Annotated in this window: 16 protein-coding genes; 4 read left to right on the forward strand and 12 right to left on the reverse strand. The window is 68.1% G+C overall.

Features of this window, described 5'->3' with window-relative positions:
• Positions 1 to 90: 90 nt before the first annotated feature.
• The 4 genes from RTX79_RS13290 to pilG are packed head-to-tail and all read right to left on the reverse strand — an operon-like array spanning position 91 to position 3,486.
• Positions 91 to 2,127, reverse strand: coding sequence for a methyl-accepting chemotaxis protein (locus tag RTX79_RS13290; RefSeq protein ID WP_312684192.1), 2,037 nt, complete (start codon positions 2,125 to 2,127; stop codon positions 91 to 93).
• Between the two features lie 46 nt (positions 2,128 to 2,173).
• Positions 2,174 to 2,704, reverse strand: coding sequence for a chemotaxis protein CheW (locus tag RTX79_RS13295; RefSeq protein ID WP_057508184.1), 531 nt, complete (start codon positions 2,702 to 2,704; stop codon positions 2,174 to 2,176).
• Complete coding sequence (locus tag RTX79_RS13300; RefSeq protein WP_057508185.1) at positions 2,704 to 3,066, reverse strand: response regulator; 363 nt, start codon at positions 3,064 to 3,066, stop codon at positions 2,704 to 2,706. The genes RTX79_RS13295 and RTX79_RS13300 overlap by 1 nt, the downstream gene beginning before the upstream one ends.
• An 18-nt stretch (positions 3,067 to 3,084) precedes the next feature.
• The gene (gene pilG / locus RTX79_RS13305; protein ID WP_042614342.1) at positions 3,085 to 3,486 is read right to left on the reverse strand and encodes a twitching motility response regulator PilG; all 402 of its coding nucleotides are present in this window, start codon (positions 3,484 to 3,486) and stop codon (positions 3,085 to 3,087) included.
• 226 nt (positions 3,487 to 3,712) lie between these two features.
• Between pilG and gshB the strand changes: the two genes are divergently transcribed.
• Positions 3,713 to 4,663 carry a glutathione synthase gene (gene gshB, locus RTX79_RS13310; protein WP_312684194.1) on the forward strand — a complete coding sequence of 317 codons (951 nt, stop codon included), beginning with the start codon at positions 3,713 to 3,715 and terminating at the stop codon, positions 4,661 to 4,663.
• Entirely contained in the window at positions 4,660 to 5,538 is an 879-nt protein-coding gene (locus tag RTX79_RS13315) for an energy transducer TonB (protein WP_312684195.1), read from the forward strand. Before gshB ends, RTX79_RS13315 begins: the two co-directional genes overlap by 4 nt.
• Positions 5,539 to 6,069: 531 nt before the next feature.
• Here the strand turns inward: RTX79_RS13315 and tsaB are convergent.
• The 7 genes from tsaB to RTX79_RS13350 all read right to left on the reverse strand — a co-directional run bounded on the left by tsaB (position 6,070) and on the right by RTX79_RS13350 (position 17,271).
• The gene (tsaB, locus tag RTX79_RS13320) at positions 6,070 to 6,774 is read right to left on the reverse strand and encodes a tRNA (adenosine(37)-N6)-threonylcarbamoyltransferase complex dimerization subunit type 1 TsaB (protein ID WP_312684197.1); all 705 of its coding nucleotides are present in this window, start codon (positions 6,772 to 6,774) and stop codon (positions 6,070 to 6,072) included.
• Between the two features lie 11 nt (positions 6,775 to 6,785).
• Positions 6,786 to 8,822, reverse strand: coding sequence for an ATP-dependent DNA helicase (locus RTX79_RS13325; protein WP_312684199.1), 2,037 nt, complete (start codon positions 8,820 to 8,822; stop codon positions 6,786 to 6,788).
• 552 nt (positions 8,823 to 9,374) lie between these two features.
• Positions 9,375 to 9,902: a hypothetical protein gene (locus RTX79_RS13330; RefSeq protein WP_312684201.1), complete on the reverse strand. Its 528-nt coding sequence runs from the start codon at positions 9,900 to 9,902 to the stop codon at positions 9,375 to 9,377.
• Positions 9,903 to 9,907: 5 nt separating this feature from the next.
• On the reverse strand, positions 9,908 to 12,334 hold the full coding sequence (mrcB, locus tag RTX79_RS13335; RefSeq protein ID WP_312684203.1) for a penicillin-binding protein 1B: 2,427 nt from the start codon (positions 12,332 to 12,334) through the stop codon (positions 9,908 to 9,910).
• A 144-nt stretch (positions 12,335 to 12,478) separates the two neighbouring features.
• On the reverse strand, positions 12,479 to 13,450 hold the full coding sequence (locus RTX79_RS13340; protein ID WP_312684205.1) for a glycosyltransferase family 2 protein: 972 nt from the start codon (positions 13,448 to 13,450) through the stop codon (positions 12,479 to 12,481).
• A gap of 71 nt (positions 13,451 to 13,521) precedes the next feature.
• Positions 13,522 to 15,084: a hypothetical protein gene (locus RTX79_RS13345; protein ID WP_312684206.1), complete on the reverse strand. Its 1,563-nt coding sequence runs from the start codon at positions 15,082 to 15,084 to the stop codon at positions 13,522 to 13,524.
• Between the two features lie 30 nt (positions 15,085 to 15,114).
• Positions 15,115 to 17,271 carry a RelA/SpoT family protein gene (locus RTX79_RS13350; protein ID WP_312684208.1) on the reverse strand — a complete coding sequence of 719 codons (2,157 nt, stop codon included), beginning with the start codon at positions 17,269 to 17,271 and terminating at the stop codon, positions 15,115 to 15,117.
• A gap of 141 nt (positions 17,272 to 17,412) precedes the next feature.
• Between RTX79_RS13350 and RTX79_RS13355 the strand changes: the two genes are divergently transcribed.
• Positions 17,413 to 17,925: a hypothetical protein gene (locus RTX79_RS13355; RefSeq protein WP_312684211.1), complete on the forward strand. Its 513-nt coding sequence runs from the start codon at positions 17,413 to 17,415 to the stop codon at positions 17,923 to 17,925.
• Between the two features lie 38 nt (positions 17,926 to 17,963).
• Here the strand turns inward: RTX79_RS13355 and hrpA are convergent, their stop codons facing one another.
• Positions 17,964 to 22,052, reverse strand: a complete 4,089-nt coding sequence (hrpA, locus tag RTX79_RS13360) for an ATP-dependent RNA helicase HrpA (RefSeq protein ID WP_312684213.1) — start codon at positions 22,050 to 22,052, stop codon at positions 17,964 to 17,966.
• A gap of 89 nt (positions 22,053 to 22,141) precedes the next feature.
• Here hrpA and RTX79_RS13365 point away from each other — a divergent pair, with 89 nt between their 5' ends.
• Positions 22,142 to 22,717 (forward strand): Dps family protein, encoded by a 576-nt coding sequence (locus RTX79_RS13365; protein ID WP_312684216.1) that lies wholly within the window; start codon positions 22,142 to 22,144, stop codon positions 22,715 to 22,717.
• Positions 22,718 to 22,980: the final 263 nt, after the last annotated feature.

Below are 22,980 nucleotides of genomic sequence, written 5' to 3' on the forward strand. Positions count from 1 at the left end.
GAACGCATGCCGCGCGGGGCATGGCATGCAGTGTGGCGGAAATAGTGACGATGCTTCATCAGATGATCCTTGCTTCCCCGTACTGCCGGCTTACGCCGGCAGCTTGAAGTCGGCGACCGAGCGGCGAAGGTCGGCGGCCAGCTGTGCCAGGTGGCCGATCGATTCGGCGGTCTGCCCCGCACCCTGCGAGGTCTGGCCGGTGATCTGCCGGATCACGCCCATGGTATGGGTGATGTCCGATGCGGCCGACGACTGCTGCTGGGCGGCCACGGAGATGTTCTTGATGAGGTTGTTGAGGGCGTTGGACACGCGCTCGATCTCGGTCAGCGCGGTGCCGGCGTCTTCGGCCAGGCGTGCACCGGACACCACCTCGGCGGTGGTCTGCTCCATCGAGGTAACCGCTTCGTTGGTATCGGCCTGGATGGCCTGCACCAGGCCTTCGATGCGTCGCGTCGCACCGGAGGTGCGTTCTGCCAGGCGCTGCACTTCGTCGGCCACCACGGCGAAGCCGCGACCGGCTTCACCGGCCGAAGCCGCCTGCACCGCGGCGTTCAAGGCCAGGATGTTGGTCTGCTCGGAAATGTCGTTGATCAGTTCCACGATCGAGCCGATTTCCTGCGAAGACTCACCCAGCCGCTTGATGCGCTTGGACGTTTCCTGGATCTGGTCGCGGATCTGGTCCATGCCCTGGATGGTTTCGCGCACCACGCCGGCACCTTCGGCGGCGATCACCACCGAGCGCTGCGCCACTTCGGCGGACTCGGAGGAGTTGCGCGACACCTGTTCGATGCTTGCCGCGATTTCGCCGATGCGGTCCGATGCGGTGGTGATCTGGTTGGCCTGGTGGCCTGCCGCTTCGGCCAGCTGCATCGCCGTGGCCTGGGTTTCCTGGGTGGACACGGCGACTTTGGCCGAGGTGTCGTTGATGGTGGTCACCAGGTGGCGCAGCTCGTCGACGGCGTAGTTGATGGCGTCTGCGATGGCGCCGGTCATGTCTTCGGTCACCGACGCTTTCACGGTCAGGTCACCCTCACCGAGCGAGCTGATTTCATCCAGCAGCCGCATGATGGCCTGCTGGTTGCGGCTGTTGAATTCCACCTGGGTCTGGTAACGCAGTTCCTGCTCGCGCGAACGTCCGCGCACCGAGGTGCTGACGAAGCCGATGATGGCGATCAGCGACAGGATGCCGGACACCACGCCGATCCAGAAATTGGGGAACAGGCGGGTATCGCTGACCGAGCCAAAGGACGAGAACGCGTTGAACAGGCCCTTGCTGTCGGCCAGCATGTCCGACGAACCCGCGGTCAGGCTGGCGGCGGCGGCCTGGGCGGCGAACAGCTGGCGCGAACTGGCCAGGATCGCATCGGCGTCGGTCTTCATCGCCGTCCACTGCTGCTGGGACTGCTCCAGCGCGGCGAGCGCGGCGGCGCCACGTACCGCGACGATGCCCATGTCGTCGTTACCGTTGCGCAGGCCGTCGAGCACCTGGCTGAAGACGGTGATGTCGCGTGCCAGTGCATCACCGGCCGCCGCGGCGGTCGAGCCACCGGCGCGCATTTCAGTGACCCGGCGCGCCATGGTGCCGGCGACCACGACCTGCTGCAGCGCGCTGTAGATCTGCGATGACGGTGCGCCGGAGGCACTCATCGCACGCACCACTTCGTTCAACTGGGCCTGCAGGCCCGGCACCGCACCGGTGAAGTTGTTGGCGTTGCCGGCCAGGGTCAGCACCGCCGGCTCGCTGGACACCAGCTGGGCGGCGCTCTTGGCCAGCGGCTGCCAGGTCGCGGCCAGCTTGCCGATCGGGGCGGACACACCGGGTTCGGTGCCGTAGCGGCCCTGCAGGGTGGCGACGTTTTCATCGATCGCAGCGCGGGTGGCCTTGAACGCGGTGAAGGCCTGCGCGTTGCCGGCCACTGCCTCTCGTCCCTGGTTGGCCAGCTGCTGTGAAAGCACCTGCAGGTCGGCCGCCTTGGTGCTGGCGTCGGCCAGGCGGCTGCCCTGCCAGGTGGCCACGCCGGTGTTCAGGCCGAACAGGGCCATCGCCAGCAGCAGCAGGATCAACCACGCGTTGGTGCCACCGAGGCGCACCTTGGCCGCCTTGCTGGTATCGGAAGCAGTACTCATCGTTCAACCTCGATGTTCAATGCAATGCAGGAACGGAAACCGCGGTTCAGGCCGCGGCTTGCCGGAATTCGGGAGTGCGCGACAGCAGCGAGAGCGAGAAGACGCCCCAGTCGTGTTCGTCGGCATGGAAGGCACGTTCGACGAAGTGGGCGTAGCGCCCTTCGGCCAGTCCGCCCACCGCCACTTCCTGGTCCAGCTCGAAACTGCGCTGGCCGTAGAGTTCGTCGATGGTCAGGGCCACGTCGCCGCCGGCCTGGCGCATGACCAGCACGCGCTGGCCTTCCTGCTGCACCGTGCGCGCGCCTTCCAGGAACAGCTTCAGGTCGATCACCGGGAACAGGTTGCCGCGCAGGTTGCCCACGCCGAGCAGCCAGGGCTGCGCGCAGGGCACCGGCGTCACCGGTGGCATCGGCACGATTTCCACCACTTCGCGGAAGTCCGAGACCAGCCGGCGATGGCCGACCCGGTACCCGACGCCACGCCAGAGATCCTGCGCGAACTGGCGTTCCGGCAACTGCACCGCATGGGCCAGGCTGCGGCGCTCGTAGGCTTCGAGGATGTCGAAGGGAGAGCGCATCAGGACACCAGCTCGTTGATCCGCGCGATCAGGTCTTCCTCGCGCGGCGGCTTGACGATGTAATCGGCCGCCCCCTGGCGCAGGCCCCAGGCCTTGTCGGTTTCCATCGCCTTGGTGCTGACGATGATCACCGGGATGTGCTTGGTGGCCGCATCGCGGGCCAGTGCGCGGGTGGCCTGGAAGCCACTCATGCCCGGCAGCACGACGTCCATCAGCACCAGCTGTGGCAACTGGCTGCGGACCAGTTCCAGCCCGGCTTCGGCGTTGTCTGCCTCTTCGACTTCATGCCCTGCCTTGCGCAGCCATTGGCTGAACACCGCACGGTCGGTCGGTGAATCCTCGATCAGGACGATACGAGCCATTTTGCCTTTCCCCCCTGGTCAGGCGTTGACGTATGTGCGGATGGCACCCAGCAGTTCTTCGCGCGTGAAAGGCTTGGTCAGGTACTGCTCCGAGCCGACGATGCGCCCGCGCGCCTTGTCGAACAGACCATCCTTGGACGACAGCATGATCACCGGCGTCGACTTGAACAGCTGGTTGCCCTTGATCAGCGCACAGGTCTGATAGCCGTCAAGACGCGGCATCATGATGTCCACGAAGATGATCTGCGGCTGCTGGTCTGCGATCTTGGCCAAGGCCTCGAAGCCGTCGGTGGCGGTCACCACCTCGCAGCCTTCGCGTTTCAGCAGCGTTTCCGCCGTCCTTCGAATGGTCTTCGAATCGTCGATGACCATCACCCGGAGTCCTGCGAGCTCCCCGCCCGCAGTCATGTTCTCAGTCATTACCGTTCCCCATGCGCGGCACTTCGGTCGGCGCCGCTGCGAAGGCGTATCTATATCGCACTTGCGTGACCGCCAGCAAGTTCGGCGACGACTTTCGTGCGCGAGGCCCGTCCGGCCGTGGCGAAGGGGGGGGGATCGATTGGCCGCACGCACCGTTGCGCGCAGACAGGCGGGCACGCCGCGGGCGGAGCCGCTACCATCAGCACCTTGCCTGACAGGTGCCGCCATGCCGTTGAACGTCATCGTGGTGATGGACCCCATCGCCCATATCAAGATCGCCAAGGACACGACTTTCGCCATGCTGCTTGAGGCCCAGCGCCGCGGCCACGCCCTGCACTACGTGAGGCCCGGCGGATTGAGCCTGGACAACGGCCGCGCCGTCGCCCTCACCGCCCCGCTGCAGGTGCGCGACGACCCGACCGACTGGTACACCCTGGGCGGGTTCAGCCAGACGGTGTTCGGGCCCGGGCAGGTCGTGCTGATGCGCAAGGACCCGCCCGTGGATGCCGAGTTCATCTACGACACCCAGGTGCTCGACGTGGCCGCCACGGCAGGCGCGCGGGTGGTCAACAATCCGCAGGGCCTGCGCGATTACAACGAGAAACTGGCCGCCCTGCTGTTCCCGCAGTGCTGCCCCCCGACCCTGGTCAGCCGCGACGCCAAGGCGCTGAAGGCCTTCGTGCTGGAACACGGCCAGGCGGTGCTGAAGCCGCTGGACGGCATGGGCGGACGTTCGATCTTCCGCAGCGGCACCGGTGATCCGAACCTCAACGTGATCCTGGAAACGCTGACCGACGGCAACCGCAAACTGACCTTGGCGCAGAAGTTCATCCCCGACATCACCGCCGGCGACAAGCGCATCCTGCTGGTGGACGGCGTGCCGGTGGATTACTGCCTGGCGCGGATCCCGCAGGGCGATGAATTCCGCGGCAACCTGGCCGCCGGCGGACGCGGCGAAGGCCGCCCGCTGAGCGAACGTGACCGCTGGATCGCCGCCCAGGTGGGCCCGGAGATGAAGCGGCGTGGCATGCGTTTCGTCGGCCTGGACGTGATCGGCGATTACCTCACCGAGGTCAACGTGACCAGCCCGACCTGCGTGCGTGAACTGGACGCGCAGTACGGGCTGAACATCGCCGGCCAGCTGTTCGACGCCATCGAGGCCGACCTGCCGCGATGAGCGCGACGGTTTCCCTCGCTGCCGGCGGCCGCGAAGCACAGCGGCTGGGCGCGACCCTGGCCCTGTCCGTCGCCCTGCATGCGCTGCTGATCCTGGGCGTGGGGTTCGCGGTGCGCGGCGACGCCCCCCTGGTGCCGACGCTGGACGTGATCTTCACCCAGACCCAGACCGCGCTGACGCCCAGGCAGGCTGATTTCCTGGCCGCCGCCAGCCAGGTCGGCGGCGGTGAGCATGACAAGGCGATGCGTCCGCGCGAAAGCCAGGCCGGGGTGGTGCCGCAGGCGCTGCCCGGCAGCAGTCCCGTACCGCAGCAACGGCAGGATGCCGCTGCCCCGCCGCCACCGCAGTCGCGGGTGGTGAGCAGCCGCAATGGCGAAGAGCAGGTCGCCCGGGCCCAGCAGCAGCCGATGCCGGAACAGCCGCGCCCGGATGCGCCGTTGAACGCGCGCGAGCAGCGCGATGCCGAGATGGCCCGGCTCGCCGCCGAGGTGCACCTGCGCTCGGCGCAGTATGCGAAGCGGCCCAACCGCAAGTTCGTTTCCGCCAGCACCCGTGAGTACGCGTGGGCCAACTACCTGCGCGCCTGGGTCGACCGGGCAGAACGCGTGGGCAACCTGAACTACCCCGATGAAGCGCGCCAGCGTCGACTGGGCGGACAGGTGGTGATCACCGTGGGCGTGCGCCGCGATGGCAGCGTGGAAAGTGCGCGCATCCTGCGCTCCAGCGGGACCCCGCTGCTGGACGAGGCGGCCCTGCGGGTGGTGCGGCTGGCGCAGCCGTTCCCGGCGCTGCCGCAGACCAAGGATGACGTGGATATCCTGCAGGTGACCCGCACCTGGGCGTTCCTGCCCGGTGGCGAACTGCGCGACGACTGAGGGTGGGTGTGCCGGGCTGCGCCCGGCGGCTGCTTGTTCGAGCAAGGTCAACTGCAACGTCAACTGCAACGTCAACGTCAACGTCAACAGCTGCAGGGTTGCTTGCTGGCGGGGCGGGATGGGTTGGCGGGGGACGGCAAAAGCCGCTCCTGCGGGCCTCGTTTCGCGCCATCCATGGCGCTCTACGCCCCCGCCAACCCACCCCGCCCCACCTTCGACAGGTCCATGGTGGCCATGGACAAAACAAGGGTTGGAAGGCTGGGAGAGACATGGGGTCAGAGTCCTTTCGCTACGCGAAAGGACTCTGACCCCTGCCTTTGTTCTTTTATTTTCAATACGCGGCTGGCGGCGCCCCGGAACCTGTCAGGAGTCGGGTGGGTGGGGTTTGCAGGACGCTGAGCCGCATGGATGCGGCGACGCAGCCTACAAGGATGTACTTGCGGCGTGTCCTGCAAATCCCACCCACCCGGCGCCAAGCCAGCAATGTGCTGTTGGACGCCACCCGCGAGGGGGTCCCACCCGTTCGCTATCTCACCGCTGCCTGGACGCCCGCAACGCCTGTTGCTCGACCAGCGTCAATGCCACGTTGTCGCGCAGGTAGGCCGGCTCCACCCGTTCAGGAGCGATCGCTTCGCCGCGCGCCAACATCGGCAGGGCAAGCGCCAGCACGTCCGAAGCATGCGGCAACGCGGTGGCGTCCACACAGCTCAATGCATCGCCCAACTGCGCCACGATCGCGCCCTCGGCCGCGGCAAAGCCGGTGCCCACCCCGGCGCAGCGGATGCCCTCGGGCAGCACCACGGCCTGCGGCGGGCACACCCGCTCGGCATCCTGCAGCAGGGGCACGCCGTCGACCTGCTGGTAGCGGGCAACGTAGACCTCGCCCATCCGCGCATCGATGGCGGCCAGCACCTGTCCTGCGTCGGCCGGCGCGCGCATCGCCAGCGCGTGCAGCGTGGAAACCGGGACCAGCGGACGATCCAGCGCGAGCGCAACACCCTGCGCCAGCGCGATCGCCAGGCGCACGCCAGTGAACGCGCCGGGACCGCGGCCCAAGGCAATCGCATCGAGCTGCGAACGCGCGATGCCGGCTTCGGCAAGCAGTTCCTCGGCCCACGGCAGGGCCAGTTCCGCGTGTCGGCGCGGTGCGATCTCGAAGCGCTCACGCACCTCGCCATCCACGTGGACGGCAACGGAACAGGCTTCGGTGGACAGTTCAAAGGCGAGCAGTTTCATCGTGTCATTGTTCAGAACAGGGAGAGCGGCGTACCGGGCGGCAGCACGTCATCGGGAAGAGGCGCAGGCGCCGCCGGCGTCCATTGTGGGGCAAAGAACGCCTGTACATCGGCCAGCGCGCGGGTGCGCCGGAACGGCGGCAGCGAGTCCAGGAAGATCCGTCCATAGCCACGGTTGAGCAGCCGCGGGTCGCACAGCACCAGCACGCCCCGGTCGGTCTCGCTGCGGATCAGCCGGCCAACGCCCTGCTTCAGCGCGATCACCGCCTGCGGCAGCTGCTCGTCGCGGAAGGGGTTGCCGCCCTGGGTCCGGATCGCATCCAGGCGGGCCTCGAACACCGGGTCATCCGGCGCGGCGAAGGGCAGTTTGTCGATGACCACCACGCTCAACGCATCGCCGACCACGTCCACACCCTCGCGGAAACTGGCCGAGCCCAGCAGCACGCCGTTGCCGGATTCGCGGAAGCGCTGCAGCAGCGTCGCACGCGGCGCCTCGCCCTGCACGAACAGCGGCCAGGGCCCGCCGCGCAGCGCTTCTGCCGCCTCGCGCAGCGCCCGATGCGACGCAAACAGCAAGAAGGCGCGCCCGTGCGAGGCCTCCAGTACCGGGCGCAGGGTGACGATCAGCGCGGTACCGAAACCCCGTGCGGCCGGATCCGGCAGGCCTTCCGGCAGGTAGCACAGCGCCTGGGTCGGCCAGTCGAAGGGGCTGGGCTGGACCAGGGTGCGCGGGTCGTCCAGGCCCAGTCGCTGGGTGACGTGCTCGAACCCGCCGCCCACGGTCAACGTGGCCGAAGTGAATATCCACGCCGCCATCGTGCGTTGCCGGTGTTCGCGCAGTGGACCAGAGACATCCATCGGCGTGCGCTGGCAGCGGAATCCCCGCGGGGTCAGCTCGTACCACAGCACGTCACCGGCGTCGGCAGGCACCGCGTCCGGCTCGGCATCGAAGTCCGGCAACGGCGCGTCATCGCCCAGCCAGCGGCCGAGCCGCGACACCGCCTCGCGCGCCCGCGCATGGCACGCGTCCAGCCCGGAAGAGGCCTCACGCAGGCTGTCCAGGACCTGCAACAGCGCGTGCAGTGCGCTCATCGCCGCATCGAAGCCATCGCGCACCTGCGGCACCGCCAGCGCACGCCACTGCGTGCCGCGCTGCGGCAGCCCGTCCATCGCGGTACGCAGGTCGATCAACGCGTGCTCCAGCGCGGACACCGGCGCCTGCAATGCCGCCTGTGCGCCGGCGACGCTGCGCGCTTCCAGCAGGCAGTCGCGCGCCAGTTCCTGCCAGGGCCGCATGCCGAAGCCTTCGCCGAAGAACTGCGCGGCCAGTTCGGGCAGCTGGTGGGCTTCGTCGATGACGAAGGCCTCGGCGCCCGGCAGCAGCTCGCCGAAGCCTTCCTGCTTCAACGCCAGGTCAGCCAGCAGCAGATGATGGTTGACCACGACCACGTCGGCAGCCTGCGCACGCTGGCGCGCCTGCACCACGAAGCAGTCGTCGTAGTAAGCGCAGTCCGGCCCAAGGCAGTTGTCCACCGTGGAAGTGACCATCGGCAGCAGCGGGGAGTCATCGGCCAGGGCGTCCAGTTCGGCCATGTCGCCGTGCCGGGTGCGCCCGGACCAGGCCAGGATGCGCTGGAACTCGGCCGCCTGCTGGGGCGTGCTGAAACGCGGCTCGCCGCGGGCCTGTTGCAGGCGGTAGCGGCACAGGTAATTGGCGCGCCCTTTCAACAACGCGCTGCGGTGGCCGACGCCGAGCGCCTGCCGCACGCGCGGCAGGTCGCGGTGGTACAGCTGGTCCTGCAGCGCACGGGTGCCGGTGGAGATGATGGTCTTCATGCCGGACAGCAGCACCGGCACCAGGTAGGCGTAGGTCTTGCCGGTGCCGGTGCCCGCTTCGGCCAGCAGCAGGTCGCGCTGCTGCAGCGTCTCGGCGATGGCTTCGGTCAGGCACAGCTGTGCCGGGCGCGGCACGAACGCGTCCAGGTGGGAGGCGAGTGCCCCGCCCTGGCTCAGCGCCTCGCGGCTGGCATGGACAAGATCAGGCTTCATCAGCGCTGACAGGATACCGGGTGGGGAGCGTTTTCGCCGGGCGGCGCCCGGCAGCGCAGAAGCTGACGTCAAGATCAAGGTCAACGTCAACGTCAAGGTCAAGGTCAACAGCTGCAGGGCTGCTTGATGGTGGGGCGAGGTGGGTTGGCGGGGGACGGCAAGAGCCGCTCCTGCGGGCCTCGATTCGCGCCATCCATGGCGCTCTACGCCCCCGCCAACCCACCCCGCCCCACCTTCGACAGGTCCATGGTGGCCATGGACAAAACAGGGGGTGGCAGGGGGGAGAAACAGGGGGTCAGCGTCCTTTCGCGCAGGGAAAGGACTCTGACCCCTTCCTTTGTTCTTTTCATTACGCGGGTGGCGGCCCCCGGAACCTGTCAGCGGGTCGGGTGGTGGGGCTGGACGGGGGCGTTGAGCGCCATGGATGGCGCGAAACGAGGCCCGCAGGATGCGGTTGTTGCCGTCCCCCGACCAGTCCCACCACCCGGCCCACCCCCAGCTGCAGCTTCAAACAACAGCCACCCGCGAGGGGGTTCAACCCGCTCGCCAACCTCAGTAGCGCATGATCGGCGGCACGGTGCAGCTGGCAATCTGCGCCCGCGCAGATACCGCATTCTCCTGCTCGCCGCGCGCCAGGCGCGATTGCTCAATTGTCGCCCAATGCCGGCGGCACAACGGGCCGGTCTTGGAGCCCAGCTGGATCGCCTGCTGCGCGAACTGTTCAGCCGGCGCCCACTGCCCCTGCAGCAGCGCGATCTCGGCGCGTTCCTGCAACACTGCCGGATCTTCCGCCACCAGCCCCAGCGCCTGGTCCAGATGCGCGGCAGCGGCCGCCAGGTCACCGGCCTGGCGCTGGGCGTGCGCAGACTGGCGCAGGTCGTCGACCTGCGGATCGCGCAACGGCGCCACCGACAGCTCCTTGTCATCAGGACCGGCGGCGGCTTCAACGGCGGCCATGCGCTGGGCCGGCGTGGTGGTATCCACCGGTGCCACCACCGGCGGCGGCGCGCTGACACAGGCAGCCAGCGAGGCGCTCAGCGCCAGCACCAGCAGAGACACGCGCGGAAAACGGAAAGACATGGCAATCACCTTGGGGTCGTCGAAGGCGCTGGCTGCGCCGAAGGTTCTGCCGGCGCGTCCGGCTTGGGATCCAGGCCGAACCAGCTGCGCCAGCCCCCACCCTGCTCGCCGCCCTCTTCGGGCAGCGCGGCGGGCGGGGCACACGGCGCGTACGCCGGCGCGTAGCCGACCACGAACGGGAAGCGGCGTGCGCCCGGACAGGTTTCATCGGTCGATCCGGTGCCGCTGGCTTCAACGTACTGGTAGTCCAGGCCCTTGTCACTGACCCGCAGCGGCGCGGTCGGCAGCCGCGAGAAGATGCCGGACCAGACCCGCATCGCGCCGGTGGCGCCGAACAGGCCGGTCTGCTCGTTCTGGTCGTTGCCCATCCACACCACCGCCAGGTGGTCACCGGTGTAACCGGCATACCAGCTGTCACGGCCATCGTTGGAGGTACCGGTCTTGCCGGCGGCCTGCAGGCGCGCCAGGCCATCGGCGTTCAGGCGCTGCGCGGTACCGCTGGACACCACCTGCTGCAGGCCGATGCTGATCAGGTTGGCGGCAATCGAATCGCCTTCCTGGGCAGGCGCCGGGGTCTTGTCGTAGCGCTTCAGCAGCTTGCCCTGCGGGTCCAGCACGCCACGCACCGCATGCAGCGGCTGTATTTCACCGCCGGATGCCAGGAACTGGTACAGCTGGGCCATCGCATACGGGCTCTGGTCGGTCGCGCCCAGGATCACCGCCGGATTCGGCTCGGCCTTGATCCCGGCCAGCACGTGGATCAGTTGGGTCACCCGCTCCGGGCCCACCTGCATGCCAACCCGAACGGTGGCCTGGTTGTACGAATGCGCCAGCGCATCGACCAGCCGCACGGTGCCGTGGCTGCGGTTGTCCGCATTGCCCGGCGACCAGTTGCGGTTGCGCCCCAGGTTCACGGTGACCGGCGAATCATCCACCCAGCTGGCCAGCGAATAACGGTCCGGCTGGGCAAGCGCCAGCAGGTACACGAACGGCTTGAGCAGCGAGCCGACCTGGCGCTGCGCCTCGATGGCCCGGTTGAAGCCCGGCGCGGAAACATCACGGTTGCCGACCACCGCCAGCACGTCACCGTTGTGGACGTCGGTCAGCACCAGCCCGGCCTGGATTTCCGGTCGCTTCTTGTTTTCCAGCGACTTCACGGTGCGGGTCACCGCCCCTTCGGCATAGGCCTGCGCGGACGGCGCCATGCCGCTCATCACGCTCATGCCTGCGCCCTGCAGCACGGATTCGGGGTAGTCATGACCGAGCTGGCGCCGCACCAGATCGATGTAGGCCGGGAACCGGTTGGCGGCGACGATGCCGGGATTCTTCGGCACGCCCAGCGGTGCCTTCAGCGCGCGCTGGTACTCCGCATCGTCGATCAGCGTGGCTTCGTGCAGCTTGCCCAGCACGAAGTTGCGCCGGTCCAGCGCACGCTCCGGGTTGCGCCGCGGATCGTAGTAGGACGGCCCCTTGACCAGTCCGATCAGCAGCGCGATGTGCTCGCTTTCCAGCGAAGCGAGATCGCGGCCGAACCAGAACTCGGCACCGGAGGACATGCCGTGGATGGCTTGGCTGCCGCGCTGGCCCAGATAGACCTGGTTGAGGTAGGCCTCGAAGATGGTGCGCTTGTCATACCGCGCTTCCATGATCAGCGCGAACAGCACCTCGTTGAATTTGCGGGTGACCGTCTGTTCCTTGCCGATGCCCAGCAGGCCGCTTCGTGCCAGCTGCTGGGTCAGCGTGGACGCGCCCTGCCGGCTCTGTCCACCCGAGCGCACCGTCACCCACACCGCACGCGCGATGCCGGACAGATCGATGCCGTGGTGACGGTTGAAATCCTTGTCTTCCACCGCCTGCAGGCCGGTGACCAACAGGTCCGGCGCTTCCTCCATGCGGATCAGGCGGCGCTCTTCCTGCTTCTGCCCGTACAGCGTGGCGATGCGCGCAGGATCCAGGCGCGCGGCCTTGAGCGCCTTGCGCCCTTCGGCATCACGCAGCGAGGCGATGCTGCCGCCGGACAGCGTCAGCTCCACCCGTCGCGGTGCCACGCGGCCATCTACATCGTTGTAACCGCGGCTGGAAATGGTGAAGCGCGAGCCCTGCACCGCGTAGGTCGCCGGCGCCTCACCGACGCCGTCATCGCGGTACGCCGAGGCGGCCAGCTCGGTCTTCAGCGTGGCAGCGTCCATTGCCTTGCCGGGCACCAGCACCAGCGGTCGCGCGTACACCCGCGTGGGGATCTGCCAGCGCAGCTCGCCGAAGCGCTGGGTCACCTGATGGTTCAGGTACACCGTATACGGAATGAGGAAGCCCAGCCCAAGCGCAACGGCGGCCATGCTCCAGGTGATCAACCGGCGGCGCCAGGGCGAGGGGCCGGTCTCGTTGTCGTCGTCGAGATCGTCGATGTCGTCGGAATCGTAGCGTCGGGGCACGGGCAGGGCGCGATATTTGAATGCGCCGAGTCTACCCCAGCCCTCGCGAAGACCGCTTGTCCCTGGCCGCGCGGTTGGCTTCAGTTCAAGCAGTCGGGTGCCATCGCTGCAGCAACAGCCCTGGCCTGGGCCGTGCCCCCCGACTCAACCCGGCAATCCACCGCCGCGTCCCAGCAGGCCATCACGCACGCCTCTGCACATGAACACCAGCCGCTGCCAGCGCTGGGGAAGGAAAAGCGCATTGCCAACGAACTTGAGCACCAGCCGGGGCACATCCTGGGCTATCCATACCCGGGGGGTGTAGCGGCGGCGGTAAAGCAGCACCCGGTTGCGCATGATGAAGTACAGACGGAACGGTTTGTGCACGATCACACCGTCCTGCTTCACCCATGAAGCACGCAGCTCCTCGCCGATGCTGTGTGCCATCTGCGCATCGCAGATACCGTGCAGGGAGAACCCGGCGCGCTTGGCACGGAAGCACCAGTCCATGTCGAGGTTGTCGATGAACAGCGCTTCGTCCATCGGTCCGATCCGCTCCAGCGCCGCCACTGGAACCAGAGAGCCCGAGGTAATCAGGAAATCACAGGAAATCCGCTGCCCGGCACCCCCGCGCAGTTTCCGGTTGAGCGGGAATCCGAAGCGAACGAACGGTGCCGGCTCGCCGCTTCGCGCGTCGCGGAACTGCGGCCCCACGGCCGCCACATGCCCTGCCTGCTGCAGGTCAACCAGGGCCGTGCCCAGGATCTGGACCATGCCTTCTGCAAGCACGCTGTCCTGGTCCATCAGCAGCACGTACTGGAACCCCATCTGGCGGGCGCGTTCGCAGGCACGGTTGAGTGCAGCGCCGAGGCCGACATTGAGCCCCGAAGGCACCACGCTGACGCGCTCCTGCCCGGCAAGCAGACCGACCACGTCGACCGCGCGGCTGCCGTTGTCGAACACGACAACATGGCCCACCTGCGAAGCAACGCTTGCCACGACCTTCCGCAGCAGCACCGGATCCGGTCCGTAGGTCACGATCACCGCACAGACCATCAGCGCATCGAAATCGCTGGACTGCCCCGCGCCCGGGGTGTTGCGCAGGACGATCTCGGTGGGAGGAACAGCAGCAGACATGGCAGGCCGTGGCAGAAAGGTGCAGCGGCAGGACTATAGCGGACACCGACCGCTGCCGACAGCGCGATGGTTCAGCGTCCAATATCCCCGGCCTGCCGTACCCGTGCTTCAAACGCGGGCAGCTCAGCGAGCGTGGGCTGCCACTGGCGTGCCTGCTCGGCCGCGCGGGTGGCGAACCCCACATCGCCACTGCCCAGTCGTTCGCTGCCGATCGCCAACCACCGCAGGGCCAGTCGATTGCGCGCCACCCCGATCGCCGCGTCGGTCGGTGCAAGGGTCTGCCATGCCTGCAGACAAGCCCCGGCCGCTTCAACCCGGTTCTGCCGCAGCGCGTCTTCGAAGCAATGCCGGCTGGCGGGCAGCAGCCGCTTGGCGGCGGCCATCACACGCGGGTCGTCCGGGGCCAGCGACTGGGCTTCGCGAAGCGCGTCGAACGCGCTGGCGCCGGGCGGAGCAATCAACTGGCCGCGTGCCTCGGCCTGCTGCAGGCGCTCCAGCAAGCGCTCGAGCTGTTGCCTGCCTGCACGCGAGGGTGCGATGCGTCCCTGCTGTGATTGCCGCGCCACGCGGGCCCGGTCCACCTGCTGGCGTGCTGCGGCAACCTCGCGTGGCGATGCCTGCATGCGCTGCGCATCATCGATCCGCGCCACGGCGTCAGCGAAGCGGTAGTCCGCCGCGAGCCGCAGCCCCTCCTTGACCAGTGCCGCCGCCAGCCGTTCACGCTGTGCGGCAACCACCGCCTCGTCGCCGGCAGCGTCCAGCGCCGGTTGGAGCTGCTCGATGGACGCATCCAGGCGGCCCCGCCGCAGCTCGCTGGCTGCGCGCCGGACACACGATTCGAGCGCCCGTGAAAGCGCTTCCTGGCTGGCTGGAATGTCGGCATGGCCGGGGTCGTAATCGCGTGCTCGCTGTACCAGCCGCGCCGCCTGACTGACATCACCTTCGTCACTGGCCGCACGGGCGCGCAGCAGGAGATCGCTCAAGGCATCCTCGCGTGCTTCAAGCGCCGTCACGTCCAACGGACGCAGTTCCAGTACGCGCTGCAACAACGGCAAGGCATCATCGGGCGTGTCATCCAGTCGTCCGGCAGCCAGGGCTTGGCGCGCCTGGGCCAGCAGCGCGTCCAGGCCCGCGCCCGCAGCGCGGCGCTCCCGAAGCTGCCGCGCGAGCGCCTCGCTGTCCCGCTGCGGCACCTGCAACTGCCGCGCCAAGGCCAGGGCCTCGGCGGCTTCCTCCAGCGCGCCGCTGGCCAGTGCAGCCTCGCCCGAACGCAGTGCTGCGGCGCCGGTTCGCGCAAGACCATCGCGGGCCTCGCTGCGATCGCCATCCCGCGCCAGGGCTGCCTGGAAGTAATCGCGCGCGCCGCGGCCATCGGCACTGCTCAGCTGCCCTGCTGCCAAGGCACGATCGCCCTGTTCGATCAGCTGCTCTATCTGCGGCTCGTCCCAGAACCAATCGGCCAGCGGTCTGCGCAACAGGATCAGGGCAAGGAACAGCACGCCGGCAGCCAGCAGCGCCCAGCGCCATATCCTGCGCGTGTGCCGCGCCTGCACCCACCACCAGCGCCCCTCCCGGCGCACGCGCTGCAGCGCGTCGTGTCCCTGCTCGCCTGCGCGACGCGAATTCCTGTCCATGTGCGAAGACTAGCCCGGTTGGCGTGAAGTTCAGCCCAGTCTGCGCACCTGGCTCACGCCAGGCAGTGCGTCCATTTTGCCCAACAGCGCGGACAGCTGGTCGAAATCGCTGACCTTCAAGCGCAGCCGAAGATGGGCCTGGCCGCTGTTGCGCACGTTGTCACTGTGGATATCCAGCACATAGGCGTCTTCCTGTGCGATCAGGTTGGTGATGTCCTTCAGCAGCCAGCGTCGGTCCACCGCATCGACCACCACGTCCACTTCATAGCCGCTGCCAGCCTGGCCCCATTCCACCGGCAGGATGCGCTGCGGGCTGGCCGCCGACAGGCGCGCCAGCGACGGGCAGTCGGCACGGTGCACGGTCACCCCGCGGGTCCGCGTGAGGTAGCCCACGATGGGTTCACCGGCCACCGGCTGGCAGCAGCGCGCGAGCTGCACCAGCAGGTTGCCCACGCCCTGCACGGTGAACTTGCTTTTGCCCAGGCCTTCGCGGCGTGCCGTCGGCCGCGGCAGCGCCGGCGGCGCCGGTGGCTGGTTGGCGGCCCGTTCGGCCTCCAGCAACGCGCGACTGACCTGGTTGGGACCGGTGTCTGCCAGTGCCACCTGGATGTACAGGTCCTCGACACTGTCGGCATGGAACTTCTTCAGCACGGCGCCCAGGTCCGCCTGCGCCAGTCCCAGGCGTTTCAGCTCGCGGTCCAGCAGCTCGCGACCGGCCTGCACGTTGCGCGCGCGGTCCAGCTTGTGGAACCAGTTGCGTACCTTTTCGCGCGAACGGTTGCTGGCCAGGTAGCCATTGGCCGGCAACAGCCAGTCGCGCCGCGGATCGGCTTCCTTCGCGGTCAGGATCTCCACCCGGTCACCGCTGCGCAGCCGGTAGGTCAGGGGCACGATGCGCCCGTTGATCTTCGCACCGCGGCAGCGGTGCCCGACCATGGTATGCACGTGGTAGGCGAAATCCAGCGGCGTCGCCCCCTGCGGCAGGTCCATCACCTCGCCCTTGGGACTCAGCGCATACACCCGGTCTTCGGTGAGCTCGGCATCCAGCGCGCCGGCCAGGCCACTGGCCGATGCCTCCTGGGCCTGCTCCAGCAGCTGCCGCATCCAGGTGATCTTGCGGTCGAACGCCTTCTCCCCGCCCTTGCCGCCCTCCTTGTACTTCCAATGGGCGGCCACGCCGAGCTCGGCCTGCGCGTGCATGTCATGGGTGCGGATCTGCACCTCGATCGTGCGTCCTTCCGGACCGACCACCGCGGTATGCAGCGAGCGGTAATCGTTGGCCTTGGGACGGGCGATGTAATCATCGAATTCGCTGGGCACCGGCGCCCACAGCGCGTGCACCACGCCCAGCGCGGCGTAGCATGCCCCGACGTCGTCCACCATCACCCGCACCGCGCGGATGTCGTACAGCTGGTCGAAGGACAAGCGCTTCTTCTGCATCTTCCGCCAGATGCTGTAGATGTGCTTCGGTCGGCCGCTGACTTCAGCGTTGATGCCATTGGCCGCCAGATCGCGTGACAGCAGCCTCTTGACGTTCTCCACGTAGCGCTCGCGGGCAATCCGCGTCTCGTCCACTTCGCGTGCGATGCGGCGGTAGGTGTCCGGCTCGAGGTAGCGGAACGCCAGGTCTTCCAGCTCCCACTTCAGCTGCCAGATACCGAGCCGATTGGCCAGCGGCGCATGGATGTCACGCGTCAGCTGGGCCAGCGCGCGACGCTGCTCTTCGTCGTCCAGTCTGTCCGCCGCGCGCATCCGCGCAAGCTGCCGGGCCAGCAGCAGCGGCACCACGCGCAGGTCCTGGATGATCGCCAGCAGCAGTCGACGCAGGCCTTCGCTGTTGCGGCCGGCCTCGCGCCCGGCATGCAGCGCCCACACCTGGTCTGCGGCATCCAGGCCGTCCAGCAGCCCATTGACCGCGGCCGGGTTGCCCAGCGGCAGGCTGGCACTGCGCTCACGCAGCGCCGGCAGGTCGAACAGCAGGGCGGCCACCAGCGAACTTTCGTCGGCGGACAGCAGCGCCAGGGCATCGAAGGTGTCGCCCAGCACCGACCAGTTGGCCTCGGCACCGACCTGGTGGCCGGCCAGCGTCCACTGCCCGAGCAGTGCGGTGCGCAGCGGTTCGTGGACCGCTGAGGCGGAGGGACGGTTCAACAAGGCATCCAGGCCGGGTACGGAAGCGCGGTTCACAACGATCACGGGTAAGACAGGTACGACCTACACTAGCGCCGCACCCGTTCAGGAACAATCGTTGCGCGGACATCCGGCCGCCTATGTTCATGCCCGGCGTGGCTGGCCTACACTCGGCCCACTCCCTCTGGAAGCTGCCCCATGTCCCTGCCCACGCCCCGCCTGCTTGCCTGCTCGCTCGCCCTGCTGGCGTTTTCTTCGACCGCCTGGGCCCAGCGCGTGGTGGAGGGCGACCTGCAACAGCAGATGAGCCCGGCCGAGTTCAAGGCCGCCGGACTGGACAAGCTGGAACCAACCGAACTGGCCAGCCTGAATCGCTGGCTGCAGGGCAAGGTCGAAGCCGCGTCGGCCGCCGCGGTGCAGGTCGCGCGCGAAGAGGGCCGCAGGGCCGTCGTCGAAGAGCACCGCGGCTTCTTCGACTTCGGCAGCCGCGAGCCGATCACCAGCGTGCTGCCCGGCGAATTCCGCGGCTTTGCCCAGGGTCGGGTGTACGTACTGGCCAACGGCCAGCACTGGGAGCAGACCGACAGCGCCAATGTCGGCGGCGTGCGCCGGCAGGACCCGCAGGTCAGCATCGCCCCGTCGGTGAGCGGTGCCTGGTATCTGCAGATCCCCGGCGTCAACACCCGCGCCAAGGTGAAGCGGGTGAAGTGAAGGCGGGCCGGGCCGACCGCGCCCGGCCGGGCTCCGCGCTAGCGCGCCTTGTGCAGTTCGGCGACGCGCTGTGCGACCTTCTTGGCTGAAATGCCGCCGCGCCCGATCAGCTCCTGCGCGAACAGCGACACGCGCAGTTCCTCGATGTCCCAGCGCAGTGCCTGCCATTGCGGCCGGTCCTGCATGCCTTGCTCGCGCGCCGTCTGCAGCGCCTCCAGGAACGGATGCAGTTCCAGCATGCGGGCCTGGTCGCGCGGCGGATCGCGCTTGGCGCGTTCGGTCCGCAGCAGCATCGCCTTGAGATAGCGCGGATACTGCGACAGCGCGTCGGCGGGCGTGTCACGCAGGAAGCCGGCATGCACCAGCCCGGCCAACTGCCGCTCCATGTCATCCAGATTGCCGCGTGCCCAGCCCATCAACGGTGCCTCGAGCGCCGGCTTGATCTCAGCCACCAGGCCGAGGATCGACTCGGCCAGCTTCAGCCGCTCCATCGCTTCGGCAAACAGTGACCTGCCCGCGCTGTCGCGCCGCTGCGCGAACGCCTGCGGGTCACGGATCGCATCCAGGCCTTCGGCCAGCACGGCATTCATCGCCGCGTCCACGATGTCACCGCGCAACCGCTCCTGCGACTCGATGGCCGCATACAACAAGCCGGTTTTCGGCGACACCGGCAGCTGCTTGCGCGCCTGCTTGGCCTTCTCGGCCAGGCCGATCTCCAGCAGTCGGCGCACGCCGCGCGGATGCGCTTCAGCGGCCTGCTGCGGATCGGCGAAGATGCGCAGCGCAGCCGAATCCCCTTCGTCCACCAGTGCCGGGTAGGCCGGTACACCGGCTTCGCCGGGCACCTGCAGCGGGATCGGCGCAGGCGGGAAATCGCGCAGGCCTTCTGCCGCCATGTCACGCCCAGCACGCGCAGCGAAGGCATGCCCGGCCTGGTCACCAAAGCGTGCGCGAAGCCCGTCCAGGTCACGCGAGGTCGCCAGCACCTTGCCCTGCTCATCGCGCAGGCGCAGGTTCATGTGCAGGTGCGTATCGACCGACTCCAGGTCGAAATCGAGCGCGGCCACCGCCGCCCCCGTCGCGCGCGACAGGAAACGCGCCAGCTCGCCGCGGATGTCATCAGCACTGGGCTGCGGGAACGCTTCGGCGAAGGCCCGGGCGAAGTCCGGTGCCGGCACGTAGTTGCGCCGCATCGCCTTGGGCAGGCTGCGGATCAACGCCGTGGCCTTGTCCGCCACGAACCCCGGCGCCAGCCAGCCCAGTTGCACCGGATCCAGTGCATTGAGCAGGTGCAGCGGCACGTCCAGGGTCACGCCATCATCGTCGGCGCCCGGTTCGAAGCGGTAGCTCAGCGGCAGCCGGGCATCGCCCAGCGCGAAGTACTTCGGGAACCGGTCTTCTTCGCTGCCTTCGCCCGGCAGCAGATCGACCAGTGACCAGGACAGGCCATGCCGCTGCGCAGGCGGCAGGCTCTTCCACCAGGCATCCAGTCCGGCCGCGGAATGGATCTCCGACGGAATCCGGTCCAGGTACCAGCGCGCCTGCCAGCCTTCGTCGGCGACGATGCCGGCGCGGCGCAGCTTGGCTTCTTCCTCGCGCGCGTGTTCCAGCACCTTCTGGTTGTCGGCGACGAAGCTGGCGCGGGTGGTGATCTCACCGGTCACCAGCGCTTGGCGAACGAAGATGTCGTGCGCTTCGGCCGGTTCGATGCGGCCGTAATGCACCGGCTTCTTCGGCGCCAGCACCAGCCCGAACAGGCTGATCTGTTCCGAGGCCAGCACCTGTCCCTGCGCGCGTGACCAGTGTGGATCGAAGTGCTTGCGCAGCAGCAGGTGCGGCAGCTCGGCAATCACCCAGTCCGGCTCGATCGCCGCATTGGTCAGGCCCCAGATCTTCTGCGTATCCAGCAGGGTGGCGGCAAGCAACCACGGGGGCGGCCGCTTGGCCAGGGTGGAGCCCGGGAACGGCTGGAAGCGGCGCTGGCGGGGTGCCTGGAAATCGCCTTTTTCAGTCCGGTGGCCGATCTGCGTGGGCAGCCCGGCGATCAGCGCGCGGTGCAAGGTCTGGTAGGCCGCCGAACGGGCGCGTTCGCTGAAGCCACCGCTTTCCGGTGCCTGCTCCTTCTGCGCACGCACCGCCACCGGCGCAGGCGCCTGCTCGGCCGGCTTGCCCTCGCGCGCCAGTCGCGCGGCGCGGTGCAGCTGGCCACGCGTGGCCTTGATCGCAGTGGCGTCGTCGCTGGCCGCGGCCGGTGCCTTGCTGCCGGCCAGCAGCGGCGCCAGCGAGGCCTCGCTGGCCTCTTCGGTCCAGCCCAGTTCCTCGCACAGCAGGCGCAGCTGTCGATGCAGCTCGCGCCATTCGCGCATGCGCAGGAAGCCGAGGAAATTGCGCCCGCACCAGTCACGCAGCTTGGACTGGGTCAGGTCTTCATGTGCCTGCCGGTAGGCATCCCACAGCCGCAGCACGCCGACGAACTCCGAGCGTCCATCCGCGAACTGGGCATGCGCGGTATCTGCGGCGCCACGGGCTTCGGGCGGACGCTCACGCGGATCCTGGATGCCCAGGAACGAGGCGATCACCAGCATCGGCTTCAGGCAGCCGGCCGCCTGCGCGGCCACCAGCATGCGCGCCAGCTTGACGTCTACCGGCAGCCGCGCCATCTGCCTGCCCACGGCGGTCAAGCGGCGCTCGCCATCGACCGCGCCGAGCTCGGCCAGCTGCTGCCAGCCGTCGGCAACCGCGCGCTCGTCCGGCGCTTCCAGGAACGGGAAATCCTCGATCCGTCCCAGGCCCAGCTGCAGCATGCGCAGGATCACCCCGGACAGGCTGGAGCGCCGGATTTCCGGATCGGTGAAGTCCGGCCGGGCCTGGAAATCAGCCTCGGCGTACAGGCGGTAGCAGATGCCTTCGGCCACGCGTCCGCAGCGGCCCTTGCGCTGGTTGGCGCTGGCCTGGGAGATCGGCTCGATATGCAGGCGATCCAGCTTCTGCCGTGGGCTGTAGCGCTTGACGCGGGCGAAGCCCGGATCGACCACGTAACGGATGCGCGGCACCGTCAGCGAGGTTTCAGCCACGTTGGTGGCCAGCACGATGCGCCGGTTCGGGCCGGGGTTGAACACCCGGTCCTGGTCCTGGTTGGACAGCCGCGCGTACAGCGGCAGCACTTCGGTGTTGCGGTACTTGCGCCGTTCCAGCGACTGGTGCGCATCGCGGATCTCGCGTTCGCCGGGCAGGAAGATCAACACATCGCCACGTGCATCCAGGCGGGTGATCTCGTCGATGGCACTGACGATGGCATCGTTGACCGTGCGTTCGCCCTGCGCTTCGCCTTCGCCTTCCAGCGCGCGGTAACGCACTTCGACCGGATAGGTCCGCCCTTCCACGCTGATCACCGGCGCATCGTCGAAATGTTCGGCAAAGCGGCCGGTATCGATGGTCGCCGAAGTGACGATCAGCTTCAGGTCCGGGCGCTTCTTCAGCAGCTGTTTCAGGTAGCCGAGCAGGAAATCGATGTTGAGGCTGCGTTCGTGTGCCTCGTCGACGATGATCGTGTCATAGCGCGACAACCAGCGATCGCTGGCGATCTCGGCCAGCAGGATGCCGTCGGTCATGAACTTGATGCGGCTGTCTTCGCTGACCTTGTCGTTGAAGCGCACCTGGAAACCCACCAGCTGGCCCAGTTCGCTGTTCAATTCCTGCGCCACGCGGCTGGCCACCGCACGCGCCGCGATCCGCCGCGGCTGGGTGCAGCCGATCATCCCCGCCTCACCGCGGCCGGCAGCCAAGCACAGCTTGGGCAGCTGGGTGGTCTTGCCCGACCCGGTTTCACCGGCGATCACCACCACCTGGTGGTCACGGATCAGCGCGATGATCGACTCGGCTTCACGCGCGATCGGCAGCTGCGGGTCCAGAGTAATGGCCGGTTTCTGGCTGGCCCGTGCCTGGCGGCGCTGTACCGACGCCTGCAGTGCCTGCTCGAACGCCTGCGCCAGCCCTGCATCCTGCGGCTTGGACTGCCAGCGCGAGAGCATGCCGAGCAGGCGCCCCCGGTCGCGGGTCATCGCGCCGTCGAGGGCGGTCCGCTGCTGCGACAGGCGGGAGGCCGGGTTTTTTTCAATAGAGTTCATCAATCGATTCGTTTAAAAACTTGATAGCGACCAGACATTAGTTCTGGTCTATCGTGAAGATCATCTCATCCACAAGGAGAAACGTCCCCATGGCAAAGACCAAGAGCATCACCAAGGCCCCGGCACTGGCAAAGGCGGATGTCGCCAAGACCGGCAAGCAGAAGCTCGCCGCGGCCGCACCGTCGGCACCGGGTATTGATATCGGGATCAAGGAAGGCGAGCGCAAGAAGATCGCCGACGGGCTGTCGCGCTACCAGGCTGACGCGTTCACCTTGTACCTGAAAACCCACAACTTCCATTGGAACGTGACCGGGTCGATGTTCAACTCGCTGCACGCCATGTTCGAAACCCAGTACACCGAACAGTGGGCTGCCCTGGACGAAGTGGCCGAGCGCATCCGCGCACTGGGCTTCAACGCACCGGGCTCCTACCGCGAATTCGCCGCGCTGACCTCCATCCCGGAAGAACCCGGCCTGACCAACAGCGCCGACTGGCGTGAAATGGTACGCCAGCTGGTGGTCGCCAACGAAGCGGTCTGCCGCACCGCCCGCCAGGTGCTGGACGTGGCCGACGACGCCGACGACGCCCCGACCGAAGACCTGATGACCCAGCGCCTGCAGACCCACGAAAAGTACGCCTGGATGCTGCGCTCGCTGCTGCAGTAATCCCTTCCGGGCTTCGCCCCTTCGGGATTCCCATGATTCCGTACCGGAATCATGGACCCTGCTTCATTCGCCTGCCTATCCCCGCGCCTGTCGGCGCGCCCCCCTTAGCAGGAGCCATGCGGCTGCGCCGCACGGCTCCTGCCCCCGCATCCCTCCTATCCCCCCGCCTTCGGCGCGCCCCCTTAGCAGGAGCCATGCGGCTGCGCCGCACGGCTCCTGCCCCCGCATCCCTCCTATCCCCCCGCCTTCGGCGCGCCCCCTTA

The sequence above is a fragment of the Stenotrophomonas chelatiphaga genome, from assembly GCF_032054965.1.
GTDB classification, from domain to species: Bacteria; Pseudomonadota; Gammaproteobacteria; order Xanthomonadales; family Xanthomonadaceae; genus Stenotrophomonas; species Stenotrophomonas chelatiphaga.